The organism is Burkholderia torrens, assembly GCF_984668525.1.
Window position 1 is genome coordinate 24,363 of the sequence record NZ_OZ480212.1, and the last position, 23,064, is coordinate 47,426.

General features: G+C 68.1%; 18 protein-coding genes. 5 read left to right on the forward strand and 13 right to left on the reverse strand.

Annotated features, from left to right (window positions below):
* Positions 1 to 106: 106 nt before the first annotated feature.
* The 6 genes from AC5LXX_RS16455 to glcD form a co-directional block, all read right to left on the reverse strand.
* Positions 107 to 1,672, reverse strand: a complete 1,566-nt coding sequence (locus AC5LXX_RS16455) for a sensor domain-containing diguanylate cyclase (protein WP_493412268.1) — start codon at positions 1,670 to 1,672, stop codon at positions 107 to 109.
* A gap of 568 nt (positions 1,673 to 2,240) precedes the next feature.
* Entirely contained in the window at positions 2,241 to 4,415 is a 2,175-nt protein-coding gene (locus tag AC5LXX_RS16460; protein ID WP_493412269.1) for a malate synthase G, read from the reverse strand.
* A gap of 44 nt (positions 4,416 to 4,459) precedes the next feature.
* Entirely contained in the window at positions 4,460 to 4,864 is a 405-nt protein-coding gene (locus tag AC5LXX_RS16465) for a GlcG/HbpS family heme-binding protein (protein ID WP_493412270.1), read from the reverse strand.
* Between the two features lie 19 nt (positions 4,865 to 4,883).
* Entirely contained in the window at positions 4,884 to 6,104 is a 1,221-nt protein-coding gene (glcF, locus tag AC5LXX_RS16470; protein ID WP_493412271.1) for a glycolate oxidase subunit GlcF, read from the reverse strand.
* Between the two features lie 24 nt (positions 6,105 to 6,128).
* A complete protein-coding gene (gene glcE / locus AC5LXX_RS16475) occupies positions 6,129 to 7,205 on the reverse strand; it encodes a glycolate oxidase subunit GlcE (RefSeq protein ID WP_493412272.1) in 1,077 nt (358 codons plus the stop codon).
* Positions 7,205 to 8,704, reverse strand: coding sequence for a glycolate oxidase subunit GlcD (gene glcD / locus AC5LXX_RS16480; protein ID WP_493412273.1), 1,500 nt, complete (start codon positions 8,702 to 8,704; stop codon positions 7,205 to 7,207). The genes glcE and glcD overlap by 1 nt, the downstream gene beginning before the upstream one ends.
* A 216-nt stretch (positions 8,705 to 8,920) precedes the next feature.
* On the opposite strand from glcD, the gene glcC reads away from it, so the two are divergent.
* Together glcC and AC5LXX_RS16490 are read left to right on the forward strand one after the other, a co-directional pair.
* Positions 8,921 to 9,691 (forward strand): transcriptional regulator GlcC, encoded by a 771-nt coding sequence (gene glcC / locus AC5LXX_RS16485; protein WP_124450065.1) that lies wholly within the window; start codon positions 8,921 to 8,923, stop codon positions 9,689 to 9,691.
* A gap of 84 nt (positions 9,692 to 9,775) precedes the next feature.
* Positions 9,776 to 11,221 carry a DEAD/DEAH box helicase gene (locus AC5LXX_RS16490; protein WP_493412274.1) on the forward strand — a complete coding sequence of 482 codons (1,446 nt, stop codon included), beginning with the start codon at positions 9,776 to 9,778 and terminating at the stop codon, positions 11,219 to 11,221.
* Positions 11,222 to 11,306: 85 nt separating this feature from the next.
* On the opposite strand, the gene AC5LXX_RS16495 is transcribed toward AC5LXX_RS16490, so the two are convergent.
* The 5 genes from AC5LXX_RS16495 to AC5LXX_RS16515 all read right to left on the reverse strand — a co-directional run bounded on the left by AC5LXX_RS16495 (position 11,307) and on the right by AC5LXX_RS16515 (position 17,648).
* Positions 11,307 to 12,158, reverse strand: a complete 852-nt coding sequence (locus tag AC5LXX_RS16495; protein WP_493412275.1) for a carbohydrate ABC transporter permease — start codon at positions 12,156 to 12,158, stop codon at positions 11,307 to 11,309.
* Between the two features lie 21 nt (positions 12,159 to 12,179).
* The gene (locus AC5LXX_RS16500; RefSeq protein WP_124450741.1) at positions 12,180 to 13,121 is read right to left on the reverse strand and encodes a carbohydrate ABC transporter permease; all 942 of its coding nucleotides are present in this window, start codon (positions 13,119 to 13,121) and stop codon (positions 12,180 to 12,182) included.
* A 54-nt stretch (positions 13,122 to 13,175) separates the two neighbouring features.
* Complete coding sequence (locus AC5LXX_RS16505) at positions 13,176 to 14,435, reverse strand: ABC transporter substrate-binding protein (RefSeq protein ID WP_124450743.1); 1,260 nt, start codon at positions 14,433 to 14,435, stop codon at positions 13,176 to 13,178.
* Positions 14,436 to 14,499: 64 nt separating this feature from the next.
* A complete protein-coding gene (locus AC5LXX_RS16510) occupies positions 14,500 to 16,491 on the reverse strand; it encodes a beta-galactosidase (protein WP_493412276.1) in 1,992 nt (663 codons plus the stop codon).
* Positions 16,492 to 16,499: 8 nt separating this feature from the next.
* Positions 16,500 to 17,648 carry an ABC transporter ATP-binding protein gene (locus tag AC5LXX_RS16515; protein ID WP_493412277.1) on the reverse strand — a complete coding sequence of 383 codons (1,149 nt, stop codon included), beginning with the start codon at positions 17,646 to 17,648 and terminating at the stop codon, positions 16,500 to 16,502.
* A 189-nt stretch (positions 17,649 to 17,837) separates the two neighbouring features.
* Here AC5LXX_RS16515 and AC5LXX_RS16520 point away from each other — a divergent pair, with 189 nt between their 5' ends.
* Positions 17,838 to 18,863: a LacI family DNA-binding transcriptional regulator gene (locus AC5LXX_RS16520; protein WP_493412278.1), complete on the forward strand. Its 1,026-nt coding sequence runs from the start codon at positions 17,838 to 17,840 to the stop codon at positions 18,861 to 18,863.
* Positions 18,864 to 18,890: 27 nt separating this feature from the next.
* Here AC5LXX_RS16520 and AC5LXX_RS16525 read toward each other — a convergent pair whose 3' ends face one another.
* Positions 18,891 to 19,532, reverse strand: coding sequence for a GntR family transcriptional regulator (locus tag AC5LXX_RS16525; protein WP_493412279.1), 642 nt, complete (start codon positions 19,530 to 19,532; stop codon positions 18,891 to 18,893).
* A gap of 133 nt (positions 19,533 to 19,665) precedes the next feature.
* Between AC5LXX_RS16525 and AC5LXX_RS16530 the strand changes: the two genes are divergently transcribed.
* On the forward strand, positions 19,666 to 20,142 hold the full coding sequence (locus AC5LXX_RS16530) for an OsmC family protein (RefSeq protein WP_493412280.1): 477 nt from the start codon (positions 19,666 to 19,668) through the stop codon (positions 20,140 to 20,142).
* An 18-nt stretch (positions 20,143 to 20,160) separates the two neighbouring features.
* Here the strand turns inward: AC5LXX_RS16530 and AC5LXX_RS16535 are convergent, their stop codons facing one another.
* Positions 20,161 to 21,111 carry a LysR substrate-binding domain-containing protein gene (locus AC5LXX_RS16535; RefSeq protein WP_493412281.1) on the reverse strand — a complete coding sequence of 317 codons (951 nt, stop codon included), beginning with the start codon at positions 21,109 to 21,111 and terminating at the stop codon, positions 20,161 to 20,163.
* Between the two features lie 114 nt (positions 21,112 to 21,225).
* Here AC5LXX_RS16535 and AC5LXX_RS16540 point away from each other — a divergent pair, with 114 nt between their 5' ends.
* On the forward strand, positions 21,226 to 22,977 hold the full coding sequence (locus tag AC5LXX_RS16540) for an IlvD/Edd family dehydratase (protein WP_493412282.1): 1,752 nt from the start codon (positions 21,226 to 21,228) through the stop codon (positions 22,975 to 22,977).
* The last annotated feature ends 87 nt before the right edge of the window (positions 22,978 to 23,064 follow it).

A 23,064-nucleotide genomic window follows, 5' to 3' on the forward strand; every position in this document is an offset into this window, starting at 1 on the left:
GGGCCGGCCGGGCGCATCAGCCGCGCGGCGGCGCGGTGGCGGAACGAGCCGACATTGTCGGCGATTTTGCGCGCGGGCGGCTGCAGCGGCCCGGGCACCCGGGCGCTCAGGCCCGGCGCGATTCGAGATGGCTGGCGGACGCGGCCGTCTGCACGACGATGCGGTTGCGCCCGGCTTCCTTCGCACGATACAGCGCGTCGTCGGCGAGCTTCAGCGCGCCCTGCATGTCGTCGTCGCGTTCGGGATAGCTCGTCGTCACGCCGATGCTCACGGTCAGGCGGCCGGCCGTGCCGGCGTCATGCCGGATGCCGAGATCGAGGATGCCCGTGCGGATCGTTTCGGCGATCGTCACCGCACCGTCCGTGTCGATGTCGGGCAGCACCACGACGAACTCCTCGCCGCCGTAGCGCGCCGCATAGTCGGCCGGGCGGCGCAGGCAGCCGGCGATGCAGTGGCCGACCGCGGCGAGCGCGTCGTCGCCGGCCTGGTGGCCCTGCGTGTCGTTGTAGCGCTTGAAGTAGTCGACGTCGATGAACAGCAGCGACAGCGCGTGCTGCGAACGGGCGGCGCGGCGCCATTCGCGCGCGAGCGTGACGTCGAGCATCCGGCGGTTGTCGAGGCCGGTGAGGCCGTCGGTGCGCGCGAGCGCCTGCAGTTCGGTTTCCGCGCGGTGGCGCTTGCGCAGCTGCACGTCGAGCAGCAGCGACAGGCCGACGAAGCCGATCGCGAGCGCGGCCATCGCGGAGCCGATCGGAATCGCGCGGTCGTACCACGCGGCGTAGGTGTCGGCTTCCGAGCGCGCGACCATGATGATGAGCGGCAGGCGCTCGAGGTGCCGGAACACATACAGGCGCCGCACGCCGTCGATCGACGCGGTGTCGGCGAAGCTGCCTTCGTTGGCCATCATGAAGCGCCGGAACGTGCTGGCATGGCTGATGTCGCGGCCGACGATCTTGGGGTCGTACGGCTCGCGCGCGAGCATCTTGCCGTCTGTATTGATCAGCGCGATCGAGCCGCGATCGCCGAGCGACAGCCGCGAGAACAGGTTCTGGAAATATTCGAGCCGGATCGACATCACCGCGACGCCGCCGAATGACCCGTCGGGTTTCGTGATCCGCCGGCTGAGCGCGATGCTCGGCGAGCCGCCGCGCAGCCGCGAATGGTATGGCGGGCTGACGTACAGGCCGACGTCGGGGTGGTCGCGAGGCACGACGAAGTACGGTTCGTTGGCGAAGTTGGCCTTGCGCGGCACGTCGCCCTTGCCGTCGACCGAGATGTCGCCCTTCGCATCGAGCACGTAGATGCCGCCGAGGTACTTGGCCGTCGTCGCCCGGTCGAACAGCACCTGGCGGCGCAGCGGCATCGGCAGCTTGACGACGTCGGGGTCGTTCTCGCCTTCGACGACGGCCTGCAGCGACAGCGAGTAGATCTCGATGTTGCGTTCGATGTCCCACGACGCCATCAGCGCGAGATTCTGCTGCATGGCGATCGAGCGGTCGCGCGCGTCGATGCGGCCTTCGTACAGCACGATCCCGCACAGGAACAGCAGGATCAGCGCGATCAGCAGCCCCGTATAGAAGATCAGGTGCGGCAGCAGGAACCTGCGCAAATGAGCGGCGACACGGCTCGTCAGGCCGGATTCGCTGGGCATTGCGTAGTCGGTTTCTGCCATGGTCCGAGGATCGATGGGCATCGTCGCCAGGCGGCGGGCCGATGCGATTGTTCGTATGACGTGTCGGCGGCGATCCGGTGCGCGGCTCTTCCGGCGCCTCTCCGCCGTTCAGCGGAGAAAATGGACACCGATTATCGGCAATCGCAGCCAGATAAACCGGTAAATCATTGATTCACCGGCAACATCTGCCGCGATTCGACGATCCGGGGAATCGGGCGGCGCGGATTCAACGGAGTATAACGCGCGCGTTCGCGTGCGCGGAAAATGTTGCGACCCGTTGATCCGGATCAAATTACCGTGAATACCCGAACTTGCAAATATCGGCGAGATCGTTGCAGCGCAAGGCTCTGCGGTGTGGAGGATGCGTCCGCGATGCGCTTGACCGTCAATTCAGCCGGTTTAACGGCGCGCGCGCGCAAAAATTGAATGCGGGAGAGGCGTACCGATTATCGGTTTCAACGGACGATTTCAACGGGCGTGCGAAAGTGAATATGAAAACGGGCGGCCGCGCGGGCCGCCCATTTCATGACGCCGGCTGGCATGCGGGTCTGGCCCGCATGCGCTTGCCTCAAGCGCCGTGCTGTTGCGCCTTGAATGCGAGGCGGAACTGGTGCAGCAGCGGCTCGGTGTAACCGCTCGGCTGCGACGTGCCCTGCAGCGCGAGCGCGCACGCGGCCTTGAACGCGGTCGACTGGTCGTAGCCGGGCGCCATCGGGCGATAGTTCGGGTCGCCGGCGTTCTGCTGGTCGACGACGCGCGCCATCCGCTTGAACACGTCGAGCACGAACGCCTCGGTGATCACGCCGTGGCGCAGCCAGTTCGCGATGTGCTGGCTCGAAATGCGCAGCGTGGCACGGTCTTCCATCAGGCCGACGTCGTGGATGTCGGGCACCTTCGAGCAGCCGACGCCCTGTTCGACCCAGCGCACGACGTAGCCGAGGATGCCCTGCGCGTTGTTCTCGACTTCGCTCAGGATCTCGGCCTCGCTCCACGCGGCGCGCTCGACGACCGGCACGGTCAGCAGCCCTTCGAGCAGCGTGTCGCGTTCGCTGGCATACGGCGTCTTCTCGAGTTCTTGCTGGACGGCCTGCACGTCGACGAGGTGGTAGTGCAGCGCGTGCAGCGTCGCGGCGGTCGGCGACGGCACCCAGGCCGTGTTCGCGCCGGCGCGCGGATGCGCGATCTTCTGCTCGAGCATCGCGTGCATCAGGTCCGGCATCGCCCACATGCCCTTGCCGATCTGCGCGCGGCCGCGCAGGCCGGCCGACAGGCCCGCGAGCACGTTGTTGCGCTCGTACGACTGGATCCACGCAGACGATTTCATGTCGCCCTTGCGGATCATCGGGCCTGCTTCCATCGCGGTGTGCATCTCGTCGCCGGTGCGGTCGAGGAAGCCGGTGTTGATGAACGCCACGCGCGCGGCGGCGGCGGCGATACACGCGGCGAGATTCACGCTGGTGCGTCGCTCCTCGTCCATGATGCCCATCTTCAGCGTGTTGCGCGGCAGGCCGTACAGATCCTCGATGCGCGCGAACAGCGTATCGGCGAACGCGACTTCGACCGGGCCGTGCATCTTCGGCTTCACGATGTAGATCGAGCCCGTGCGCGAATTGCGCTTCGCCTTCAGGTCGTGCAACGCGCACAGCGTCGTGACGACGCCGTCGAGGATGCCTTCCGGAATCTCGTTGCCGTCGCGGTCGAGCACGGCGCCGTTGGTCATCAGGTGGCCGACGTTGCGCACGAACAGCAGCGAGCGGCCGTGCAGCGACAGTGTGCCGCCGTCGGGCGTCGTGTACTCGCGATCGGCGTTCAGGCGGCGCGTGAAGCTTTTGCCGCCCTTCGCGACTTCCTCGACCAGCGAGCCCTGCATCAGGCCGAGCCAGTTGCGGTAGAGCTGGACCTTGTCTTCGGCGTCGACCGCCGCGACCGAATCCTCGCAGTCGATGATCGTGCTGACCGCGGCTTCGAGCACGACGTCCTTCACGTTCGCGAGATCGGCGCGGCCGATCGGCGTCGAGGCATCGATCTGGATCTCGAGGTGCAGCCCGTTGTGCTTCAGCAGGATCGCGGACGGTGCGTCGGCGGCGCCCTGGTAGCCGACGAACTGCGCCGGCTGCGCGAGATGCACGACGCCCTTGGCGGTTTCGACGGCGAGCTGGCCGTCCTGCACGCGATAGCGCAGCGCGTCGCGGTGCGAGCCGCTCGCGAGCGGCGCCGCGTTGTCGAGCACGTCGCGCGCGTAGTCGATCACGCGCTGGCCGCGCGTCGGGTTGTAGGCGGCGGTGCGTTCGGCGCCGCCGTCTTCGGGCAGCGCGTCGGTGCCGTACAGCGCGTCGTACAGGCTGCCCCAGCGGGCGTTCGCGGCATTCAGCGCATAGCGCGCGTTCGACAGCGGCACGACGAGTTGCGGGCCGGCTTGCGTGGCGATCTCGCTGTCGACGTTCGCGGTGGTTGCCGCGACGTTCGACGGGACCGGCACGAGGTAGCCGATTTGTTCGAGGAACGCGCGGTACGCGGCGTGGTCGCGTACGGGGCCCGGGTGTGCACGGTGCCACGCGTCGAGTTCCTGCTGCAGGCGGTCGCGTTCCGCGAGCAGTTCGCGGTTGCGCGGCGCGAGATCGTGCACCAGGGCCGAGAAACCGCTCCAGAACGCGGCCTTGTCGATGCCGGTGCCCGGCAGCGCTTCGTTTTCAATGAACTGGCTCAGCGCTGGCGCGACTTGCAGTCCTGCTTGGTCGATCATCGTGATTCCTCCCGGGGAATGAAAAACGTGCGCGCGTTGGCTGGCTATGCCACGACGCTTTGTGTACCGGCGCGGGCGATCTGCGCGTCCTGCTCGGACTTTACGCCAGACACGCCGATCGCGCCTGCGATCCGGCCACCGACCGTGACCGGCACGCCGCCTTCGAGCAACCCCGTCAGCGGCGCGCTGAGAAACGCGGTGCGGCCACCGTTGATCATATCCTCATACGCCTTCGTCTCGCGACGGCCGAGCGCCGCCGCGCGCGCCTTGTCCTGCGCGATGGTGCTGCTGGCCGGCGCCGCGCCGTCCAGCCGCGCGAACGCGAGCAGGTGGCCGCCGTCGTCGACGACGGCGATCGACACGGCCCAGCCGTGGCGCTCCGCTTCCGCGCGGGCGGCGGCGAGCATGCGGTCGGCATCGGCGAGTTCGAGTTCGGGTTTGGTCTGCATGGAAGTCCTCCGGAATCAGTCAGTTGACGAGTCGGTTGTCGACGAGCTCGATCCAGTGGCGCACGGGCGTGCGGCCCGCGCCGTTCAGGTGAGTCTGGCAGCCGACGTTCGCCGTGACAATCAGGTCCGGCCGTGCGGCTTCAAGCGCATCGAGTTTGTTGTCGCGCAGTGTCGTCGCGAGTTCGGGCTGCGTCAGCGAATACGTGCCGGCCGAGCCGCAGCACAGATGGCCGTCGGCGACATTCGTCAGATCGAAGCCGAGCCGCGTCAGGAGGCTCTCGAGCGCGCCGCCGAGGCGCTGCGCGTGCTGCAGCGTGCACGGACAGTGGACCGCGACACGGCGGGGCGTCGAACCGGCCAGCGCGTCGAGCGGCTCGGCCGCGATCACTTCGGCGAGATCGCGCGCGAGCGCACTGACGCGCCGCGCCTTCTCCGCATAGACGGGGTCGGAGCGCAGCAGGTCGCCGTATTCCTTCACGAACGCGCCGCAGCCGCTCGCCGTCAGCACGATCGCTTCCGCGCCGGCCTCGATCGCCGGCCACCACGCGTCGATGTTACGGCGCGCGCGGGCAAGGCCCGCGTCCTGCGCGTTCAGGTGATATTCGGTCGCGCCGCAGCAGCCGGCTTCGCGTGCCGGCGTGACGCTGATGCCGAGCCGGTCGAGCACGCGCGCGGCCGCCGCGTTGGTGTTCGGCGACAGCGACGGCTGCACGCAGCCTTCGAGCATCAGCACGCGCCGCGCATGACGCACGGCCGGACGCGGCGCGGCCGTGGGGACGGCGGCCGGGATCTTGTCCTGCAGCGCGCCGGGCAGCAGCGGCCGCAGCGCGCGGCCGGCCTTCAGCAATGCGGCGAACGTCGCCGGGCGCGGCACGACGTGACGCAGCCCCGCGCGCAGCAGGCGTTCGCGCGCGGGCCGCTGTGTGCGCTTCTCGGCTTCCGCGCGGCCGATGTCGAGCAGCGTGTGATAGCGCACGCCGGACGGGCAGGTCGTCTCGCAGTTGCGGCACGTCAGGCAGCGGTCGAGATGCTGCTGCGTGCGCTCGCCGCACGGCTCGCCTTCGAGCAGCTGCTTGATCAGGTAGATGCGGCCGCGCGGCCCGTCGAGCTCGTTGCCGAGCACCTGGTAGGTCGGGCAGGTTGCATTGCAGAAGCCGCAGTGCACGCACGCGCGCAGGATCGCTTCCGCTTCGTCGGCCCGGGCGAGGGCCTTGCTTGCTTCGCTGAGATTGGTTTGCATCGGCGAGTCGGGATCGGGTTCGCGTCAGAAGTCGGCGTAGAGCCGGCCGGGATTGAAAATCGCGTGCGGGTCGAGCTGTGCCTTGAGCTGCCGGTGGACGCGCAGCAGCGCGGGCGGCAGCGGCTGGAACGGCTCGTGTGTGGCGCCCGGCGTGAAGCAGGTCGCGTGGCCGCCCCACTGCGCGGCGAGCCGCTGCACGTCGGCCGGCGCGGCGTCGCTCTTGAGCCAGCGCTGTGCGCCGCCCCAGTCGACGAGCTGCGTGCCGGTCAACACGTCGAGCGGCGCGGCGGCCGGCACCGACACGCGCCACAGCGGGCGCGGATCGTCGAAGAACGGCAGCGCGAGGTCGCGCAGCCGGGCCCAGAACGCGTCGCCGCTGTCGTCCATCGGATCGCCGCCGATCGTGTCGCGTGCGGCCTTCACCGAGCCTTCGCCGCCTTCGATCCGCACGCGCAGCATGTCGTCCGCGTGGCACGCGCCCGCGAGCGGCAGCCCCGCGCGCCGCCACGCGGCGACACGCTGCACGGCCTCGGCGGCCGTGAGCGTCAACGCGAGATCGCACGTTGCGCGCGGTTTCGGCAGCACCTTCAGCGACACCTCGGTCACGACGCCGAGGCAGCCGAAGCTGCCCGCGAGCAGCCGCGACACGTCGTAGCCCGCGACGTTCTTCATTACCTCGCCGCCGAAACGCAGGTGCTTCGCGTGGCCGGTGATCACGCGGCAGCCGAGCACGAAGTCGCGCACCGCGCCGGCCCACGGGCGGCGCGGCCCCGACAGCGCCGCCGCGAACATCCCGCCGACCGTTGCCGCGCCGCCGAACGACGGCGGCTCGCACGGCAGCATCTGGCCGGCCGCGTCGAGCATCGCGTCGAGATCGGCGAGCGGCGTGCCCGCGCGTGCGGTGACGACGAGTTCGGTCGGGTCGTACGACACGACGCCGCGATGCGCGCGCACGTCGAGCGTGCGGCCTTCGACGGCGCGGCCGAGAAACGCCTTCGTGCCGGCGCCGCGGATGTGCAGCGGCTGGCGGTCGTGGATTGCCGCGTCGACCTGAGCGACGAGCGCCGCGCTGTCGTCGATCGATTCGATGTCGCGTCGCATCAGAAGCGCTCCAGTTCGGGAAACGGCAGCTTGCCGTGATGGACGTGCATCGCGCCGAATTCGGCGCAGCGGTGCAGCGTCGGGATGTTCTTGCCGGGATTGAGCAGGCCCTGCGGATCGAACGCGGCCTTCACCGCGTGGAAGAACGTGATTTCGTCGGCGTTGAACTGCACGCACATCTGGTTGATCTTCTCGCGCCCGACACCGTGCTCGCCGGTGATGCTGCCGCCCGCCGCGACGCACAGCTCGAGGATCTTGCCGCCGAGCGCTTCCGCGCGGTCGAGCTCGCCGGGCCGGTTCGCGTCGAACAGGATCAGCGGGTGCATGTTGCCGTCGCCCGCGTGGAACACGTTCGCGACCGGCAGCCCGTATTCGGCGGACAGCGCGGCGATTCCTTCGAGCACGCGCGGCAGTTCGCGGCGCGGAATCGTGCCGTCCATGCAGTAGTAGTCGGGCGACATGCGGCCGACCGCGGGGAACGCGTTCTTGCGGCCGGCCCAGAAGCGCTGCCGCTCGGCTTCGTCGCGCGCAATGCGGATCTCGGTGGCGCCCGCGTCGCGCAGCAGCGCGGCGACGCGTTCGGCATCCTCGTCGACGTCGCTCGCCGCGCCGTCGAGTTCGCACAGCAGGATCGCCTGCGCGTCGACCGGGTAGCCCGCGTGGATGAAATCCTCGGCCGCGCGGATCGCGAGGTTGTCCATCATCTCGAGGCCGCCGGGAATCACGCCCGCGCCGATGATCCGTGCGACCGCGGCGCCGGCCTCGGCGACGTCGTCGAAGCTCGCCATCAGCACCTTCACGCTCGGCGGTTTCGGCAGCAGCTTCACGGTCACTTCGGTGACGATGCCGAGCATCCCTTCGGAGCCGGTGAACAGCGCGAGCAGGTCGAAGCCCGGTGCGTCGAGCGCATCGGCGCCGAGCGTGAGCGTGTCGCCGTCGATCGTCAGGATCTCGACCTTCAGGATGTTGTGCACCGTGAGCCCGTATTTCAGGCAGTGCACGCCGCCGGCGTTCTCGGCGACGTTGCCGCCGATCGAACAGGCGATCTGCGAAGACGGATCGGGTGCGTAGTAGAGGCCGTGCGGCGCGGCCGCCTGCGAGATCGCGAGGTTGCGCACGCCGGGCTGCACGCGTGCGATGCCCGCGTCGGGGTCGATGTCGAGAATCCGGTTGAACTTCGCCATCACGAGCAGGATGCCTTTTTCGAGCGGCATCGCGCCGCCCGACAGCCCCGTGCCGGCGCCGCGCGCGACGACCGGCACGCTGTGCGCGGCCGCGACACGCAGCACCGCGCGCACCTGGTCGACCGTGTCGGGCAGCACGACCGCGAGCGGTACCGTGCGGTACGCGGCGAGGCCGTCGCATTCGAACGGCTTGAGCGCCTCGCGTTCGTGCAGCACGTCGAGGCCGGGCGCCGCCGCGTGCAGCGCGGCGACGAGCGTGTCGCGGCCGACGGTCGCCAGCGGGCCGTCGATCCGTTCGTCGTAGATGAAACTCATTGGTCTGTCTCCACCATGCGGGTGGCCGCGCCATGCGCGACACGCCGGAAGGGGGATTCTTGGCGGGCGGCGCGAGCGTGTCCAGACGTCTTCCAGGTGGTCATACCAGTTTTTGATAGAGCCCTTGTACGGTGCTGGATCGAGATCGTGAAGTTCCAATCTGAACAAGGCTTTGTGCGAAAATCACCGATATCCGTCCAAAGTGGTCATACCAGTATGGGAATGCAGGATCGAGAAGGGCCGGCGCGGCGTGTGGCCGACGTCGTCGCCGAGCGGATCGAGCAACTGATCGTCGACGGCGTGCTGAAGGCCGGGCAGGCGCTGCCGTCCGAACGGCGGCTGACCGAGAAGCTCGGCGTGTCGCGCACGGCCGTGCGCGAAGGAATGAAGCTGCTGCACGCGCGCGGGATCATCGACACGACGCACGGCAAGGGCTCGTTCGTCGCGAGCCTGACCCCGCAACGCGAGATCACGCCGATGATGCACCTGCTCGGCTCGCAGCCGCGCACGCTGTACGACCTGTTCGAGGTGCGCGGGATGCTCGAGGCCGAAGCCGCGCGGCTCGCCGCGTTGCGCGGCACGCCGGCCGATTTCATCTTGATCCGGCGCCGCTACGAGGAAATGACGGCAGCCGACGCGCAGGATCTCGATCCTGCCGCGCGCGCGAAGCTCGATCACGCGTTTCATCTCGCGATCTGCGAGGCGTCGCATAACCCCGTGCTCGTCAATACGCTGCAATCGCTGACCGACCTGCTGCTCAGTTCGGTGTTCGCGTCGGTGAACAACCTCTATCACCGCGAGCCGCTGAAGAAGCAGATCGATCGCCAGCATGCGCGGCTCTACAACGCGGTCACGGGGCGGTTGCCCGACCAGGCGCGCAAGGCCGCGAGCGAACATATCCGCCAGTGCGTCGAGTATCTGCGCGAGATCGAGCAGGAGGAGCAGCGGCTCGTGCGCTCGACGTTGCGGCTCGAAGGGTGGACTTGAGCCGGCGTGGCTGCGCGGCGGAGCGCACGGGTCGCAAGCCGCGCCGTAACCGCTAGAATTGCGGTTTTAGCCCGGAATACGTCCATGTCCTTTGCCTCGCTTGGCCTGATCGAGCCGCTGCTGCGTAACCTGCAGGGCCTCAATTACCAGACACCTACGCCGGTGCAGGCCAAGGCGATTCCTGCCGTGCTCGGCGGCAAGGACGTCATGGCCGCGGCGCAGACCGGCACGGGCAAGACGGCCGGTTTTGCGCTGCCGCTGCTGCAACGGCTCGTGCAACTCGGCCCGGCGGTGTCGAGCAACCGCGCGCGCGTGCTGGTGCTTGTGCCCACGCGCGAACTGGCCGAGCAGGTGCTGCAAAGCTTCGTCGAGTACGGCAAGGGCCTCGATCTGCGTTTCCTGGCCGCCTACGGCGGCGTGAGCATCAACCCGCAGATGATGAAGCTGCGCAAGGGCGTCGATGTGCTCGTTGCCACGCCGGGCCGTCTGCTCGACCTCAATCGCCAGAACGCGGTGCAGTTCGATCAGGTGCAGACGCTGGTGCTCGATGAAGCCGACCGCATGCTGGATCTCGGCTTTGCGCGCGAACTCGACGCCGTCTTCGCCGCATTGCCGGCTCGGCGCCAGACGCTGCTGTTCTCCGCGACGTTTACCGACGATATCCGCGCGATGGCAGCGAACATCCTGCGCAATCCGGTCGATATCAGCGTCAGCGCACCCAATGCCACAGCCAGCAAGATCAAGCAGTGGGTGGTGACGGTCGACAAGCGGAACAAGCCCGACCTGTTCATGCACCTGGTGGCCGAGAACAACTGGGAGCACGCGCTGGTGTTCGTCAAGACCCGCAACGGCGTGGATTACCTGGCGGCCATGCTGGATGAAGCGGGCTATGCGGTCGACACCATCCACGGCGACAAGCCGCAACCCGCGCGCCTGCGTGCGCTGGAGCGCTTCAAGGCACGCGAGGTCCAGATGCTGGTCGCCACCGATGTGGCGGCGCGCGGACTCGATATCGACGATCTGCCGCTGGTGATCAACGTCGATCTGCCGATCGTCGCGCAGGATTACGTGCACCGTATCGGCCGTACCGGCCGAGCGGGCGCCAGCGGGGTGGCGGTGTCGCTCGTGTGCGCCGACGAGGCACCGCAGCTGGCCGCGATCGAGGCGTTGATCCGGCAGACGCTGCGGCGTGAAGAAGAGCCGGGCTTCGAAGCCGAACACCGTGTGCCGGAAACGAGCGCGACGGGGCAGATCATCAAGAAGCCGAAAAAGCCGAAGAAGCCGAAGGTGCAGCAAGCGGCGCCGGTTGCCAAGCAAGCGCCGGGCAAGAAGGCGCGCCCGCAAACGCAAGGCGGGGAAGGCAAGCGCAAGCCCGCCGCGCCGCACGAGAAGCCGGCCGGTAACGGAGTGGATTACACGATCGGTAGCCCGTTCAGCGTGCAGAAGCCGCGCAGTAAGCCTGCTGGCAAGGCGGGTTCGGGGACAGGCAAGCCGGCGGGGAAACCCGCTGGTGGCCGTGGCAAACGCTAACCCTGATCCGAAATGAAAAAAGCCCGCCAAGGCGGGCAACCTCACGATGCGGAGGGGGAGATACGAAAACGCCGGCCGTGCGCGTTCAGCCTTTCGTCGCGCCGAACGTGAGCCCTGCGACGAAATGCTTCTGCATCGCGAAGAACATCGCGACCGACGGCAGCGCGGCGAGAATCGAGCCGGCCGATACGAGATTCCACGACGTCGTCCATTGCCCCTTCAGCGCCGCGACACCCGCCGTGATAGGTGCGGCCTCATCGCCTTGCGTGAGACACAGCGCCCAGAAGTAATCGTTCCACACGAACGTGAACACCAGGATCGCCAGCGCAGCCAATGCAGGCCGGATCAACGGCAGCACGATCCGCCAGAACACCGTCCATTCGCCGGCGCCTTCGATACGCGCGGCCTCGATCAGCTCGAACGGCAGCTGCTTGATGAAGTTGCGCAGGAACAGTGTGCAGAACCCCGTCTGAAACGCGACATGAAACAGGATCAGCGCTTCGACGGTATTGAACACGCCGAGCCTCAAGGACAGATCGCGCACCGGAATCATCAGCACCTGCACGGGCACGAAGTTGCCGGCGACGAACGTGCCGAACAGCGCGACATTGCCGCGAAACCGGTAGGTCGCGAGCGCGAAGCCGGCCATCGACGCGAGCGCGATCGAGCCGATCACGGACGGCACCGTGATCTGCACGCTGTTCCAGAAGTAATGCAGCATCGGCGACGTGGTGAGCGCATCGCGATAGTTCTCGATCATCGAGAAATGCCGCGGCCAGCCCCAGTAGTGGCCTTCGACGAGTTCCTCGGTCGAGCGCACCGACGTGACGAACACGGCGATCATCGGCAGCAGCCAGATCACGAGCGCGACGGGCAGCGACAGCTTGTACAGCCGGCGCGATACCGGTTTCCAGTGGGCAACGGGTGTCGGAAACATGGTGAATGAACTCCCGAAAGGTCACTGTTCGTTGCGCAGCATGCGGCGCAACTGGAACACGATGTACACGAGCATGATCGCGAACAGCACGACCGCAATCGACGCGGAATAGCCGAGCCGGTAGTACTTGATCGCCTGGTCGTACATGTAATACGCGAGCACGGTCGAGCTTTCGAACGGGCCGCCGCTCGTCATCACCGAGATCAGGTCGAAGCTGCGCAGCGCGCCGATCACCGTGACGACGATCGCCATGAACGTGGTCGGCCGCAGTTGCGGCAGCACGACGTGCCACAGCAGCGCGAAGCCGCGCGCGCCTTCCATTCGCGCGGCTTCGATCTGTTCCGGGTTGACCGACGTGAGGCCGGTCAGGTACAGGATCATGCAGTACGCCGTCTGCGGCCACAGCGCGGCGAACACGACGCCGAGCGTTGCATAGCGCGCGTCGCCGAGCACCGGGATGCCGTGCCCCGCGAGCAGCGCGAGCAGCCCGAAGGTCGGATCGTAGAACCACGAGAAGATCAGGCCGACGACCACGCCGGACAGCACGAACGGCGCGAAGAACAGCGATTTCACGAGCCGGATGCCGCCGACCGCCTGGTTCAGGTACAGCGCGAGCGCAAGGCCGAGCGGCGGCGCGAGCATGAAGAGCGCGAGCCAGATCACGTTGTTGCGCAGCGCCGTGTAGAACGTCGGCGCCTGCAGCAGTTCGGCATAGTTCGCGAAGCCGACGAAGGTGCGTTCGGTCATCCCGTCCCAGTTGTACAGGCTCAGCCACAGCGTCGACAGGATCGGCCAGATCACATAGACGGCAACCATTGCACAGGCCGGCGCGAGAAACAGCCACGCGGCGCGCCGTTGCCGCCGCACGGCAGGCGACGGGCGGCGCGCGGGCAACGTGGTGGCGGATGTCCCGCGCGGCGGCGCGGTGCCGGCGGGCGGGGTGGACGTGATCGGACTGGACACGGCAAGCCTCCTGAACGGACACGGCGGCACGCGGCCGCCGGTTGGGTCACGCGGTCACTTCTTGTAGATCCGCTTGCGGGTCTGTTCGAGTTGCGCGAGCACCGTATCGAGCTGCGCGGGATTCGCGAGGAACTGCTGCATGCCCTTCATCCCCTCGTCGGCCATTTCCTTCGTCATGTCGCGGTCGTAGAACTGCGCGACGCCGCCCTTCGTGTCGGCGAGGATCCGGAAACCGATGCGCGAGATCGGATCGGCCGGTTCGGGCGACTTGCTGTTGGCCGACAGCGAGCCGAGGCCTTCCGCGAGCTTCGCGCCCATCTCGGGCGTTTCGACGAACGCGAGGAACGTGTGCGCGTCGGCCTTGTTCTTCGCCTTGGTCGGGATGTGCAGCGATTCGACCGGGCCGTCCTCGGCGGTCGGCACCTTCGGGTCGATGATCGGGAAGCGGTAGTAGCCCATTTCCGGCTTCACGTTCGGCGGGAAACCGGCCGCGATGAAGGTGCCCATCAGCATCATCGCGGCCTTGCCCTGGAACAGGAACGGCTGCGCGCCGTCGAGATCGTAGGACAGCGCGTTGTCGATGAAGTAGCCAGCGTCGATCAGCGACTTCCACGTCGTGTAGACCTTCTTCACGCGCGGGTCGGTGTACGGCACGTCGCCGGCCATCAGCTGCTGGTGGAACGCGTTGCCGTTCAGGCGCAGGTCGAGATAGTCGAACCAGCCGGCGAGCGTCCATGCGTCGCGGCCGCCGATCGCGACCGGCGTGATGCCGGCCGCCTTCAGCTTCTTGCACGCGTCGAGAAACTGGTCCCAGGTCTTCGGCTCGTCGGCGATGCCGACCTTGCGGAACAGATCCTTGCGGTAGAACAGCCCCCACGAGTAGTAGACGGTCGGCGCCGCGTACTGCTTGCCGTTGTACGACGACGCGCTGCGCGTCGACGCATACATCGCGTCCCAGCCGTTCTTCGTCCAGTCGCCGCTCAGGTCCTCGAACAGCCCGCGCTTCGCGTAGTACGCCATCCGCTCGCCCGCGTGCCAGTTCACGACGTCCGGCGCGACGGTCGTGAGCCACGCGGGCAGCTGCACCTTGTACGCTTCCTCGTCGACGAAAGTAGGCTTCACGTCGATGTCGGGATGCGCCTTGTGGAACGCCTCGATCGTCGATTGCCAGACCGCGCGCTGGCTCGCGCCCTTGAACGCGATGTTGATCGTCAGCGTGCCGGCATCGGCGGGCGCGGTCATGCCGAGCGACGCGAAGGCGACGGCGGCGGCCGTGGCGAGCCGTGCGGCGGCGCGAAGGGGGCGATGTGTCATGCGTGTCTCCAGTCCTGGGTGTCGTTGTGCGTGACCGGCGCGGCGTGGCGCCGGTGGCGGGGGGCTACGAACGGCTTCGATACACGGCCACGTCCTGCGGGCCGACTTGCGCGGCGCCGAGCACGAACGCTGACGGCGGTACCGCATCGATCGTGTGCGGCGCGTTGCCGTAGTTGAAAACGTAGGTCAGGCCGCCGCGCCGGCTCACGCGCACGCCGTCGCCGAGCGGTGACGGCGCGAGGCCTGCTTCGGCCGCGACATCGGCGAACAGCTTCACGGTGGTCGTCTCGTCGAACAGCGCGGCCCAGTAGTGCAGCGCGCCATGCGACACGCAGGCCGGATGACCATCGGCGAAGCGTGCGTGCACGACGCTGCGCGTGTCGTCGTGCAGCTCGACGAAGTCGCGCCAGTGACGCGCGTGGCCCGCGAGCGGCGAACCGTCGCGCAGCGTGCCGTCGATCCGCTCGGTCACGTTCGGCCGCAGCGACTCGACGCGCCACACGCGCACCGGCAGGCTCGATGCGAGCGGGCCGGGCGGCAGCGTCGGCGGAATCTGCAGGTCGACGGTCTTCGAGCCGGTGCGCGGCCCGAACACCGCATGCGCGCCCGAGGCGGCGAGCCGTGCCGCGAAATCGTCCGGGACGACGGGCAGCGGCGGGACGACGACGAGACGGTAGCCGTCGAGCGGCGCGTGCGCCGACACGATGTCGACGTCGAGGCCGAGCGAGCGCAGCGCCGAGTAGTACTCGAATGCGAAGCGCGGGTAGTGGAAATCGGCGCCCTGCGGCTGCACTTCGAGCAGCCACTTCGCCTCGTAGTCGAACACGAGCGCGACGGGTGCACGCACCGTACCGTTCGCGTCGGCATCCGCGCCGGCGTCGAGCACGGCGGCGATCTCCTGGGCGACCCGCTGCGCTTCGCGCCCGCCTTCGTCGAGCCGGTTGTCGGGCGTGTTCAGGCCCGCATGCATCTGCTCCTGCGCGAACGGCGCCTGCCGCCAGCGGAAGTACGACACGCAGCCGGCGCCGTGCGCGAACGCTTCCCAGCTCCACAGGCGCACCATGCCCGGCAGCGGCGCGGGGTTCCACTGCGCCCAGTTCACGGGCCCCGGCTGCTGCTCCATCACCCAGAACGGCAGCTTCGACATGCCGCGATACAGGTCGTGATTGAACGACGCGAAATCGGGATGGCCGGTGCGCAGCCAGCGCGCCTTCACGTCGGGCGCGAACCATTGCTCCTCGAGCGCACCGAGCGGGTAGCTGTCCCACGTCGCGATGTCGAGGTCGCGTGCGACCTCGTAGTGATCGAACTCGGTGAACAGCTGCATGAAGTTGTGCGCGACGGGCCGGCCCGGCGAATGCGCGCGGATCACGTCGACCTGCATCCGGTGATAGCGCGCGACCTCGTCGGACGCGAAGCGCCGGTAGTCGAGGCGATGCGACGGATGGGCTTCGGTCACGGTACCGACGGGTGCATCGACTTCGTCGAAATGGCGATATTCCATGCTCCAGAACACGGTGCCCCACGCGCGGTTCAGCGCGTCGATCGTGCCGTAGCGCGCCTTCAGCCACGCACGGAAGCGTACGAGCGCGGCCGGCGAGTAGCTGACGACCGTCTGGTGGCAGCCGAGTTCGTTGTCGGTTTGCCAGTAGCGCACGGCCGGGTGGCGGCCGTAGCGTTCGGCGACCGCCGTGCAGATCTGCCGCGACGCTTCGAGATAGGTCGGCGACGAGAAGTCGTAGTGGCGGCGCGAGCCGAACGCGCGCGGCCGGCCGTCCGCGCCGATCGCGAGGATGTCGGGATGGCGGTCGACCAGCCACTTCGGCGGCGTCGCGGTCGGCGTGCACATCACGATCTCGAGGCCGGCCGCGCCGAGCACGTCGACCGCACGGTCGAGCCAGCCCCAGTCGTATTCGCCCGGCGACGGCTCGATGCGGCTCCACGCGAATTCGGCGATCCGCACCTGCTCGATGCCGAGCGCTTTCATCCGGCGGGCGTCATCGGCCCACATCGATTCCGGCCAGTGTTCCGGGTAGTAGCAGACTCCGAGGCGCATGCCGATCCTTATGCGTAGTGGTGGACGTGGAGGTCGGCGCACGCGGGCACCGCGCGGCCGTCTTCGGTGAAGAGATGGCAGGCCGCGGCCGGCGCGTGCACGCGGACGCGCTCGCCGGTGCGCACCTGCGCGTCGCCGGGCACCTTCGCGATCAGCGGTGCGCCGCCGGGCGTGTCGAGGTGCACGTAGGTCTGTTCGCCGAGGCGTTCGACGAGCGCGACATCGCGCGCGAGCGTCGTTGCGTCGAGCGCGGCGCCGAGCGTCAGGTGTTCGGGGCGAATGCCGAGCGTCACGGCGGCGCCGGCACCGAGCGCCGAGCCGTCGCGCTGCAGCGTGAAGGTTTCGCCGGACGGCACGAGCGTGACCGTCGTGCGACGTGCGTCGCACGCGGTGACGACGGCCGGCAGGAAGTTCATCCGCGGCGAGCCGATGAAGCCCGCGACGAAGCGGCTGGCCGGGTGGTGGTAGAGGTCGAGCGGCGCGCCGACCTGCGCGATGCTGCCGTGTTGCGCGGTGTCCGCGCCGGCGTGCAGCAGTACGATCTTGTCGGCGAGCGTCATCGCCTCGGTCTGGTCGTGCGTCACGTAGACGACGCTCGCGCGTTCGAACTGCCGGTGCAGCTTCGCGATTTCGACGCGGGTCTGGCCGCGCAGCGCCGCGTCGAGATTCGACAGCGGTTCGTCGAAGAGGAACACGCCGGGCTCGCGCACGATCGCGCGGCCGATCGCGACGCGCTGCCGCTGGCCGCCCGACAGCGCCTTCGGCTTGCGGTCGAGCAGCGTGTCGAGCTGCAGGATGCGCGCGGCGTCGCGCACCTTCCGGTCGATCTCGGCTTTGGGCACGCGGGCGAGCTTCAGCCCGAACGCCATGTTCTCGTACACCGTCATGTGCGGAAACAGCGCGTAGCTCTGGAACACCATCGCGACGCCGCGCTCGGCGGCCGGCACGTCGTCGACGCGGCGGCCGTCGATCGACAGCTCGCCCGCGCTCAGGTCCTCGAGGCCCGCAATCATGCGCAGCAACGTCGACTTGCCGCATCCGGACGGCCCGAGGAACACGCAGAACTCGTGCGCGCCGATCTCCAGATCGACGTCGCGTATGACCGGCGCGTGCTCGCCGTAGGCTTTCTGCACGCGCCGCATCGAGATGCTCGCCATTGTCTCCGCTCCATGTTTTAATGCGCCGTACAGCTTGATTAAGCGCTTAATCATCGCGATCAAAAAAAGGGGCGATGCGATCGCGGCCGAGTCGCGCCCGTCGGGCGGGCGGCAAGGTGTGCGAGGATAGTGCGCCGCTTCGGTGAGCGAAGCAAATACTGGATCGGTGTCTCATATAGTGAGCAAGCGATGGCAACACTGGATGAAGTGGCGCGTCGCGCCGGCGTGACGGCCGCGACGGTGTCGAACGTGCTGCGCGGCCGTGGCCGGGTGGGCGACGCGACGCGTGCGCGCGTGCTGGAGACCATCGAGGCGCTCGGGTACCGGCCGCATCTCGCCGCGCGGGCGCTGGCGGAAGGGCGCGCGCCGACGGTCGCGCTGATGGTGTCGAGCATCGCGAACCCGTTCTATCCGGAGTTCGCGCTGGCGGTCGAGCGGGCGGTGCGCCGCAACGGGCAGTTCCTGATCGTCTGCAATACGAACGAAGATCCGTTGCAGGGGCGCGCGTATCTCGACCAGATCGCCGGCACGATTTCCGAGGGGATACTCGTGACCAACGCGAACCTGCACCTGCCGGATCTGCTCGACGTCGCGCGGCGCGGCGTGCCGGTCGTGCTGTGCCTGTGGGAGCGGCCCGAGGCGCCGCCGGACGGATTGCCGTGCGTGGCGATCGATTTCCGCGAGGCGGGACGGATCGCGACGCGGCATCTGCTCGAACTCGGCCACGAGAAAATCGGCGTGATCATCGGCGGGTCGGCGAGCGGCGTGCAGGCGGCGCGCTACGACGGCTTCGTCGACGTGATGCGCGAGGCCGGGCTCGACGCGTCGATCGTCGCGGCCGAGCCCGATTCGATCGAAGGCGGCGTGCGCGCGGCGGGGTGGCTGCTCGATGCGCATCCGCAGCTGACCGCGCTGGTGGCGACCAACGACTTGCCGGCGATCGGCGCGCTGCACGCGGCGGCCGATCGCGGCAGGCGCGTGCCCGATGATTTGTCGATCGTCGGGATGACCGACATTCACCTCGCCAGCGATACGCGCCCCACGCTGACGACCGTCGCGATCCCGACCGCCGAGGCGGCCGGCCTTGCGGTCGAGCTGCTCAATACGTTGCGCGAGGCGGGCGGGCAGAGTGACGAGGCGTCGCGCGTGCGTGTCGCGTCGTTGCCGAAACTGAAGGTGCGCGGGACGACCGGGCCGGTACCGCGCGCGGCATAGCGAAGCGCGAGCTGTCGCGCGCTGGCCTCAACCGCCTTCGACGAGCCGCATCACGATGCGTCGGGCCGACTCGAGATGCGCGACCGTCATCGAGCGTGCCGCACGTGCATTGCGCTCGCAACATGCCCGCAGAATCTCTTCGTGCTCGACCTGGAACGACGGCGTATCGGCGAGCAGCGTCGTCTGCAGGCGCTCGTAACGTTCGACCTGGCTGCGCAGTTCGGCAATCGACTTCAACTGCCGCGCGTTACCGCAACACGAGTAAAGCAACGCGTGGAATTCGCGGTTCAGTTCTCCCTGCCTGCGCGACACGGTCGCATCGCCGAGCAGGCGATGCACGAGTTCGGCGCGCGCGAGCGTTTCGTCGTCGAGCCGCTTCACGCTCCGGTAGATCGCGTCGCCTTCGAGCAGCACGCGCAGATCGTAGATTTCCTGCACGTCGGACGCACTCAGCATCCGCACGACCGCGCCGCGATTCCTGAAGATATCCAGCAAGCCTTCGCGTTCCAGTCGCTGGATCGCCTCGCGCATCGGAATCCGGCTGATGCCGAACCGCTCGGCCAGGTCGCGCTCGACGAGCCGTTCGCCGGCCGAAAGCTCGCCGTTGATGATCATGTCGCGCAGCGACGCGGCGACGGCGTCCGCCGTGGAGTCGAGTTTGGCTTCCATGCCTGCATGTTTCGTCAATTTGGAATAATGGTATACCAAACGGCAATCCAGTGCCACAATGACGGCACACCGGCGGTGTGCTGCAAAACGGCATCCGGCACGGTCGAAGCAACCGACATCAATGGAGAGCGAGATGGCATCAGGCGAACACATGTATCGCGTCGCAGTGGAGTGGACAGGCAATCGCGGCACCGGCACGTCGGGATATCGCGAGTACGGCCGCGATCATGTGATCCGTGCCGGATCGAAGCCGGATATCCCCGGTTCGTCGGACGCGGCGTTCCGCGGCGATGCCGCGCGCTGGAATCCGGAAGACCTGCTGCTCGCGTCGGCATCGGCATGTCACAAGCTCTGGTATCTACATCTGTGCGCCGAGGCCGGCATTCGCGTGCTGGCCTATGTCGACAACGCGGAAGGCACGATGGTCGACAGCGCCCAGGAAGGCCGCTTCACCGAAATCGTGCTGCGCCCGCACGTGACCATTCAGGCGGGCGACGATCGCGAGAAGGCGACGCATCTGCATCACGATGCGCATGCGAAGTGCTATATCGCGAACTCGGTCAATTTCCCGATCCGCTGCGAGCCGGTGATCGAGTTTGCCGCTGCGTAAGAAGCCGCAGCCGCATCGTCACTGCACGACCCCATAAACCTCCCGCGCAGCCGCACGAATCGCATCGGCCATCATCGCGACGGCCGGCGAATGCAGCCGGTCGGTGCGCGTGATGATCCCGAAATCGTCCATCCGGCAATCCATCTCCAGCGGCAGCAACGTGACGATCCCGTGCCGCGCGTAATAGCGCGCGACATCCTCGGCGAGCACCGCGATCATGTCGCTCTGCTCCAGCAGTTGCGTGATGAACAGCAGCGCTGCCGTTTCGACGAGGTTCGCCGGCGGCGCGAGGCTCGCGCGCTGGAACACGAGCTCGAAGCGGTGCCGCAGCACGCTGCCGGCCGGCGGCACGACCCACGCGGCGCGCTGCACGTCCGCGAGCGACAGCGGCGCCTGCGCGAGCAGCGGATGGCCGGGCCGCACGACGGCGGCGACCGACTCGCCGGTCAGCGGCTCGTAGCGCAGGCGCAGCTTGTCGTGTTCGGCCGAGAGCCGGCCGAGCACGATGTCGATCTTCTCCTGCGCGAGATGTTCGAGCAGCACGTTGCTGGTGTCGATCTCGACCGACACGTGCAGGCCCGCATGCGTGCCTTTCACCGCGGCGACGGCCGGCGGCACGAGCCGCAGCCCCGGCGACGTGATCGCGCCCACCGCCACGTGGCCGAGATGGCCGGCCTTCAGCGCGGCCAGCTCCTCGTGCGCCTGGTCGAGGCTGCCGAGCGCCGCACGCGCGTGGCGGATCAGCGCGTCGCCGTACAGCGTCGGCCGCATCCCGCGCGGCAGGCGCTCGAACAGCACCGCGCCGATCGATTCCTCGAGTTCGCGCAGCAGCTTCGACGCGGCCGGCTGCGTCATGTTCAGCGCGGCCGCCGCGCGATGAATGCTGCCTTCGTCGGCGAGCGCGACGATCAGCAAGAGCTGCCGCGTCTTTAGGCGGCCACGGTTTCCCCACGGACTGGCTTCGGGCATCGTACGGGTTTATATCGATATCGGAATCTATATCGTAATCGCCAAAAACGTCATTAGCCAGTTATCAAAATTCTGCCTAGACTGCGCCGGTATCCCGTCACCACAGGACTGACGATGTCGGCAACAAAACCCAGGCTGCGCTCCGCCCAATGGTTCGGCACGAACGACAAGAACGGCTTCATGTACCGGAGCTGGATGAAGAACCAGGGCATCCCCGATCACGAGTTCGACGGCCGGCCGATCATCGGCATCTGCAACACGTGGTCCGAACTGACGCCGTGCAACGCGCACTTCCGCAAGCTCGCCGAGCACGTGAAGCGCGGGATCTTCGAGGCCGGCGGCTTCCCGGTCGAATTCCCGGTGTTCTCGAACGGCGAATCGAACCTGCGGCCGTCGGCGATGCTCACGCGCAACCTCGCGTCGATGGACGTCGAGGAAGCGATCCGCGGCAACCCGATCGACGCGGTCGTGCTGCTCGCCGGCTGCGACAAGACGACGCCCGCGCTGCTGATGGGCGCGGCGAGCTGCGACGTGCCGGCGATCGTCGTGTCGGGCGGCCCGATGCTGAACGGCAAGCTGGAAGGCAAGAACATCGGCTCCGGCACGGCCGTGTGGCAGCTGCATGAAGCGCTGAAGGCCGGCGAGATCGACGTGCATCACTTCCTGTCGGCCGAAGCCGGGATGTCGCGCTCGGCCGGCACCTGCAACACGATGGGCACCGCGTCGACGATGGCGTGCATGGCCGAGGCGCTCGGCGTCGCGCTGCCGCACAACGCGGCGATTCCGGCCGTCGATTCGCGCCGCTACGTGCTCGCGCACATGTCGGGCATCCGCATCGTCGAGATGGCGCTCGAAGGGCTCGTGCTGTCGAAGATCCTGACGCGCGCGGCGTTCGAGAACGCGATCCGCGCGAATGCGGCGATCGGCGGCTCGACCAACGCGGTGATCCACCTGAAGGCGATCGCCGGCCGCATCGGCGTGCCGCTCGAACTGGAAGACTGGATGCGCATCGGCCGCGACACGCCGACGATCGTCGACCTGATGCCGTCGGGGCGCTTCCTGATGGAGGAGTTCTATTACGCGGGCGGGCTGCCGGCCGTGCTGCGCCGGCTCGGCGAAGGCGGGCTGCTGCCGCACCCGGACGCGCTGACGGTGAACGGCAAGTCGCTGTGGGACAACGTGCGCGAAGCGCCGAACTACGACGAGGAAGTGATCCGCCCGCTGGACCGTCCGCTGATCGCGGACGGCGGCATCTGCATCCTGCGCGGCAATCTCGCGCCGCGCGGCGCGGTGCTGAAGCCGTCGGCGGCGAGCCCCGAACTGCTCAAGCATCGCGGTCGCGCGGTGGTGTTCGAGAACCTCGACCACTACAAGGCGACGATCAACGACGAAGCGCTCGACGTCGATGCGAGTTCGGTAATGGTGCTGAAGAACTGCGGGCCGCGCGGTTATCCGGGCATGGCCGAAGTCGGCAACATGGGGCTGCCGCCGAAGCTGCTGCGCCAGGGCGTGAAGGACATGGTGCGGATTTCCGACGCGCGGATGAGCGGCACCGCATACGGCACGGTCGTACTGCACGTCGCGCCGGAAGCCGCCGCCGGCGGGCCGCTCGCGGCCGTGCGCAACGGCGATTGGATCGAGCTCGACTGCGAGGCCGGCACGCTGCATCTCGACATTACGGATGACGAACTGCAGCGCCGCCTGTCGGACGTCGATCCGACCGCGGCGCCGGGAGTGGCCGGCCAGCTCGGCAAGGGCGGCTATGCGCGGCTGTATATCGATCACGTGCTGCAGGCCGACGAGGGGTGCGACCTCGACTTCCTGGTCGGCACGCGCGGCGCGGACGTGCCGAGCCATTCGCATTGAGCGGCGGGCGGCGCGACGTGCGCCACCGCCGGTGGCGGACCGTTCCGGTCCGCGCAACGTGAAACCGTGAACGCAAGACGGCCGGTC

What these genes read in the sequence shown, in the direction of transcription:
- AC5LXX_RS16455 (WP_493412268.1), bottom strand. Translation starts at nt 1,672, where the DNA reads ATGGCAGAAACCGACTACGCAATGCCCAGCGAATCCGGCCTGACGAGC.
- AC5LXX_RS16460 (WP_493412269.1), bottom strand. Translation starts at nt 4,415, where the DNA reads ATGATCGACCAAGCAGGACTGCAAGTCGCGCCAGCGCTGAGCCAGTTC.
- AC5LXX_RS16465 (WP_493412270.1), bottom strand. Translation starts at nt 4,864, where the DNA reads ATGCAGACCAAACCCGAACTCGAACTCGCCGATGCCGACCGCATGCTC.
- glcF (WP_493412271.1), bottom strand. Translation starts at nt 6,104, where the DNA reads ATGCAAACCAATCTCAGCGAAGCAAGCAAGGCCCTCGCCCGGGCCGAC.
- glcE (WP_493412272.1), bottom strand. Translation starts at nt 7,205, where the DNA reads ATGCGACGCGACATCGAATCGATCGACGACAGCGCGGCGCTCGTCGCT.
- glcD (WP_493412273.1), bottom strand. Translation starts at nt 8,704, where the DNA reads ATGAGTTTCATCTACGACGAACGGATCGACGGCCCGCTGGCGACCGTC.
- glcC (WP_124450065.1), top strand. Translation starts at nt 8,921, where the DNA reads ATGGGAATGCAGGATCGAGAAGGGCCGGCGCGGCGTGTGGCCGACGTC.
- AC5LXX_RS16490 (WP_493412274.1), top strand. Translation starts at nt 9,776, where the DNA reads ATGTCCTTTGCCTCGCTTGGCCTGATCGAGCCGCTGCTGCGTAACCTG.
- AC5LXX_RS16495 (WP_493412275.1), bottom strand. Translation starts at nt 12,158, where the DNA reads ATGTTTCCGACACCCGTTGCCCACTGGAAACCGGTATCGCGCCGGCTG.
- AC5LXX_RS16505 (WP_124450743.1), bottom strand. Translation starts at nt 14,435, where the DNA reads ATGACACATCGCCCCCTTCGCGCCGCCGCACGGCTCGCCACGGCCGCC.
- AC5LXX_RS16510 (WP_493412276.1), bottom strand. Translation starts at nt 16,491, where the DNA reads ATGCGCCTCGGAGTCTGCTACTACCCGGAACACTGGCCGGAATCGATG.
- AC5LXX_RS16515 (WP_493412277.1), bottom strand. Translation starts at nt 17,648, where the DNA reads ATGGCGAGCATCTCGATGCGGCGCGTGCAGAAAGCCTACGGCGAGCAC.
- AC5LXX_RS16520 (WP_493412278.1), top strand. Translation starts at nt 17,838, where the DNA reads ATGGCAACACTGGATGAAGTGGCGCGTCGCGCCGGCGTGACGGCCGCG.
- AC5LXX_RS16525 (WP_493412279.1), bottom strand. Translation starts at nt 19,532, where the DNA reads ATGGAAGCCAAACTCGACTCCACGGCGGACGCCGTCGCCGCGTCGCTG.
- AC5LXX_RS16530 (WP_493412280.1), top strand. Translation starts at nt 19,666, where the DNA reads ATGGCATCAGGCGAACACATGTATCGCGTCGCAGTGGAGTGGACAGGC.
- AC5LXX_RS16535 (WP_493412281.1), bottom strand. Translation starts at nt 21,111, where the DNA reads ATGCCCGAAGCCAGTCCGTGGGGAAACCGTGGCCGCCTAAAGACGCGG.
- AC5LXX_RS16540 (WP_493412282.1), top strand. Translation starts at nt 21,226, where the DNA reads ATGTCGGCAACAAAACCCAGGCTGCGCTCCGCCCAATGGTTCGGCACG.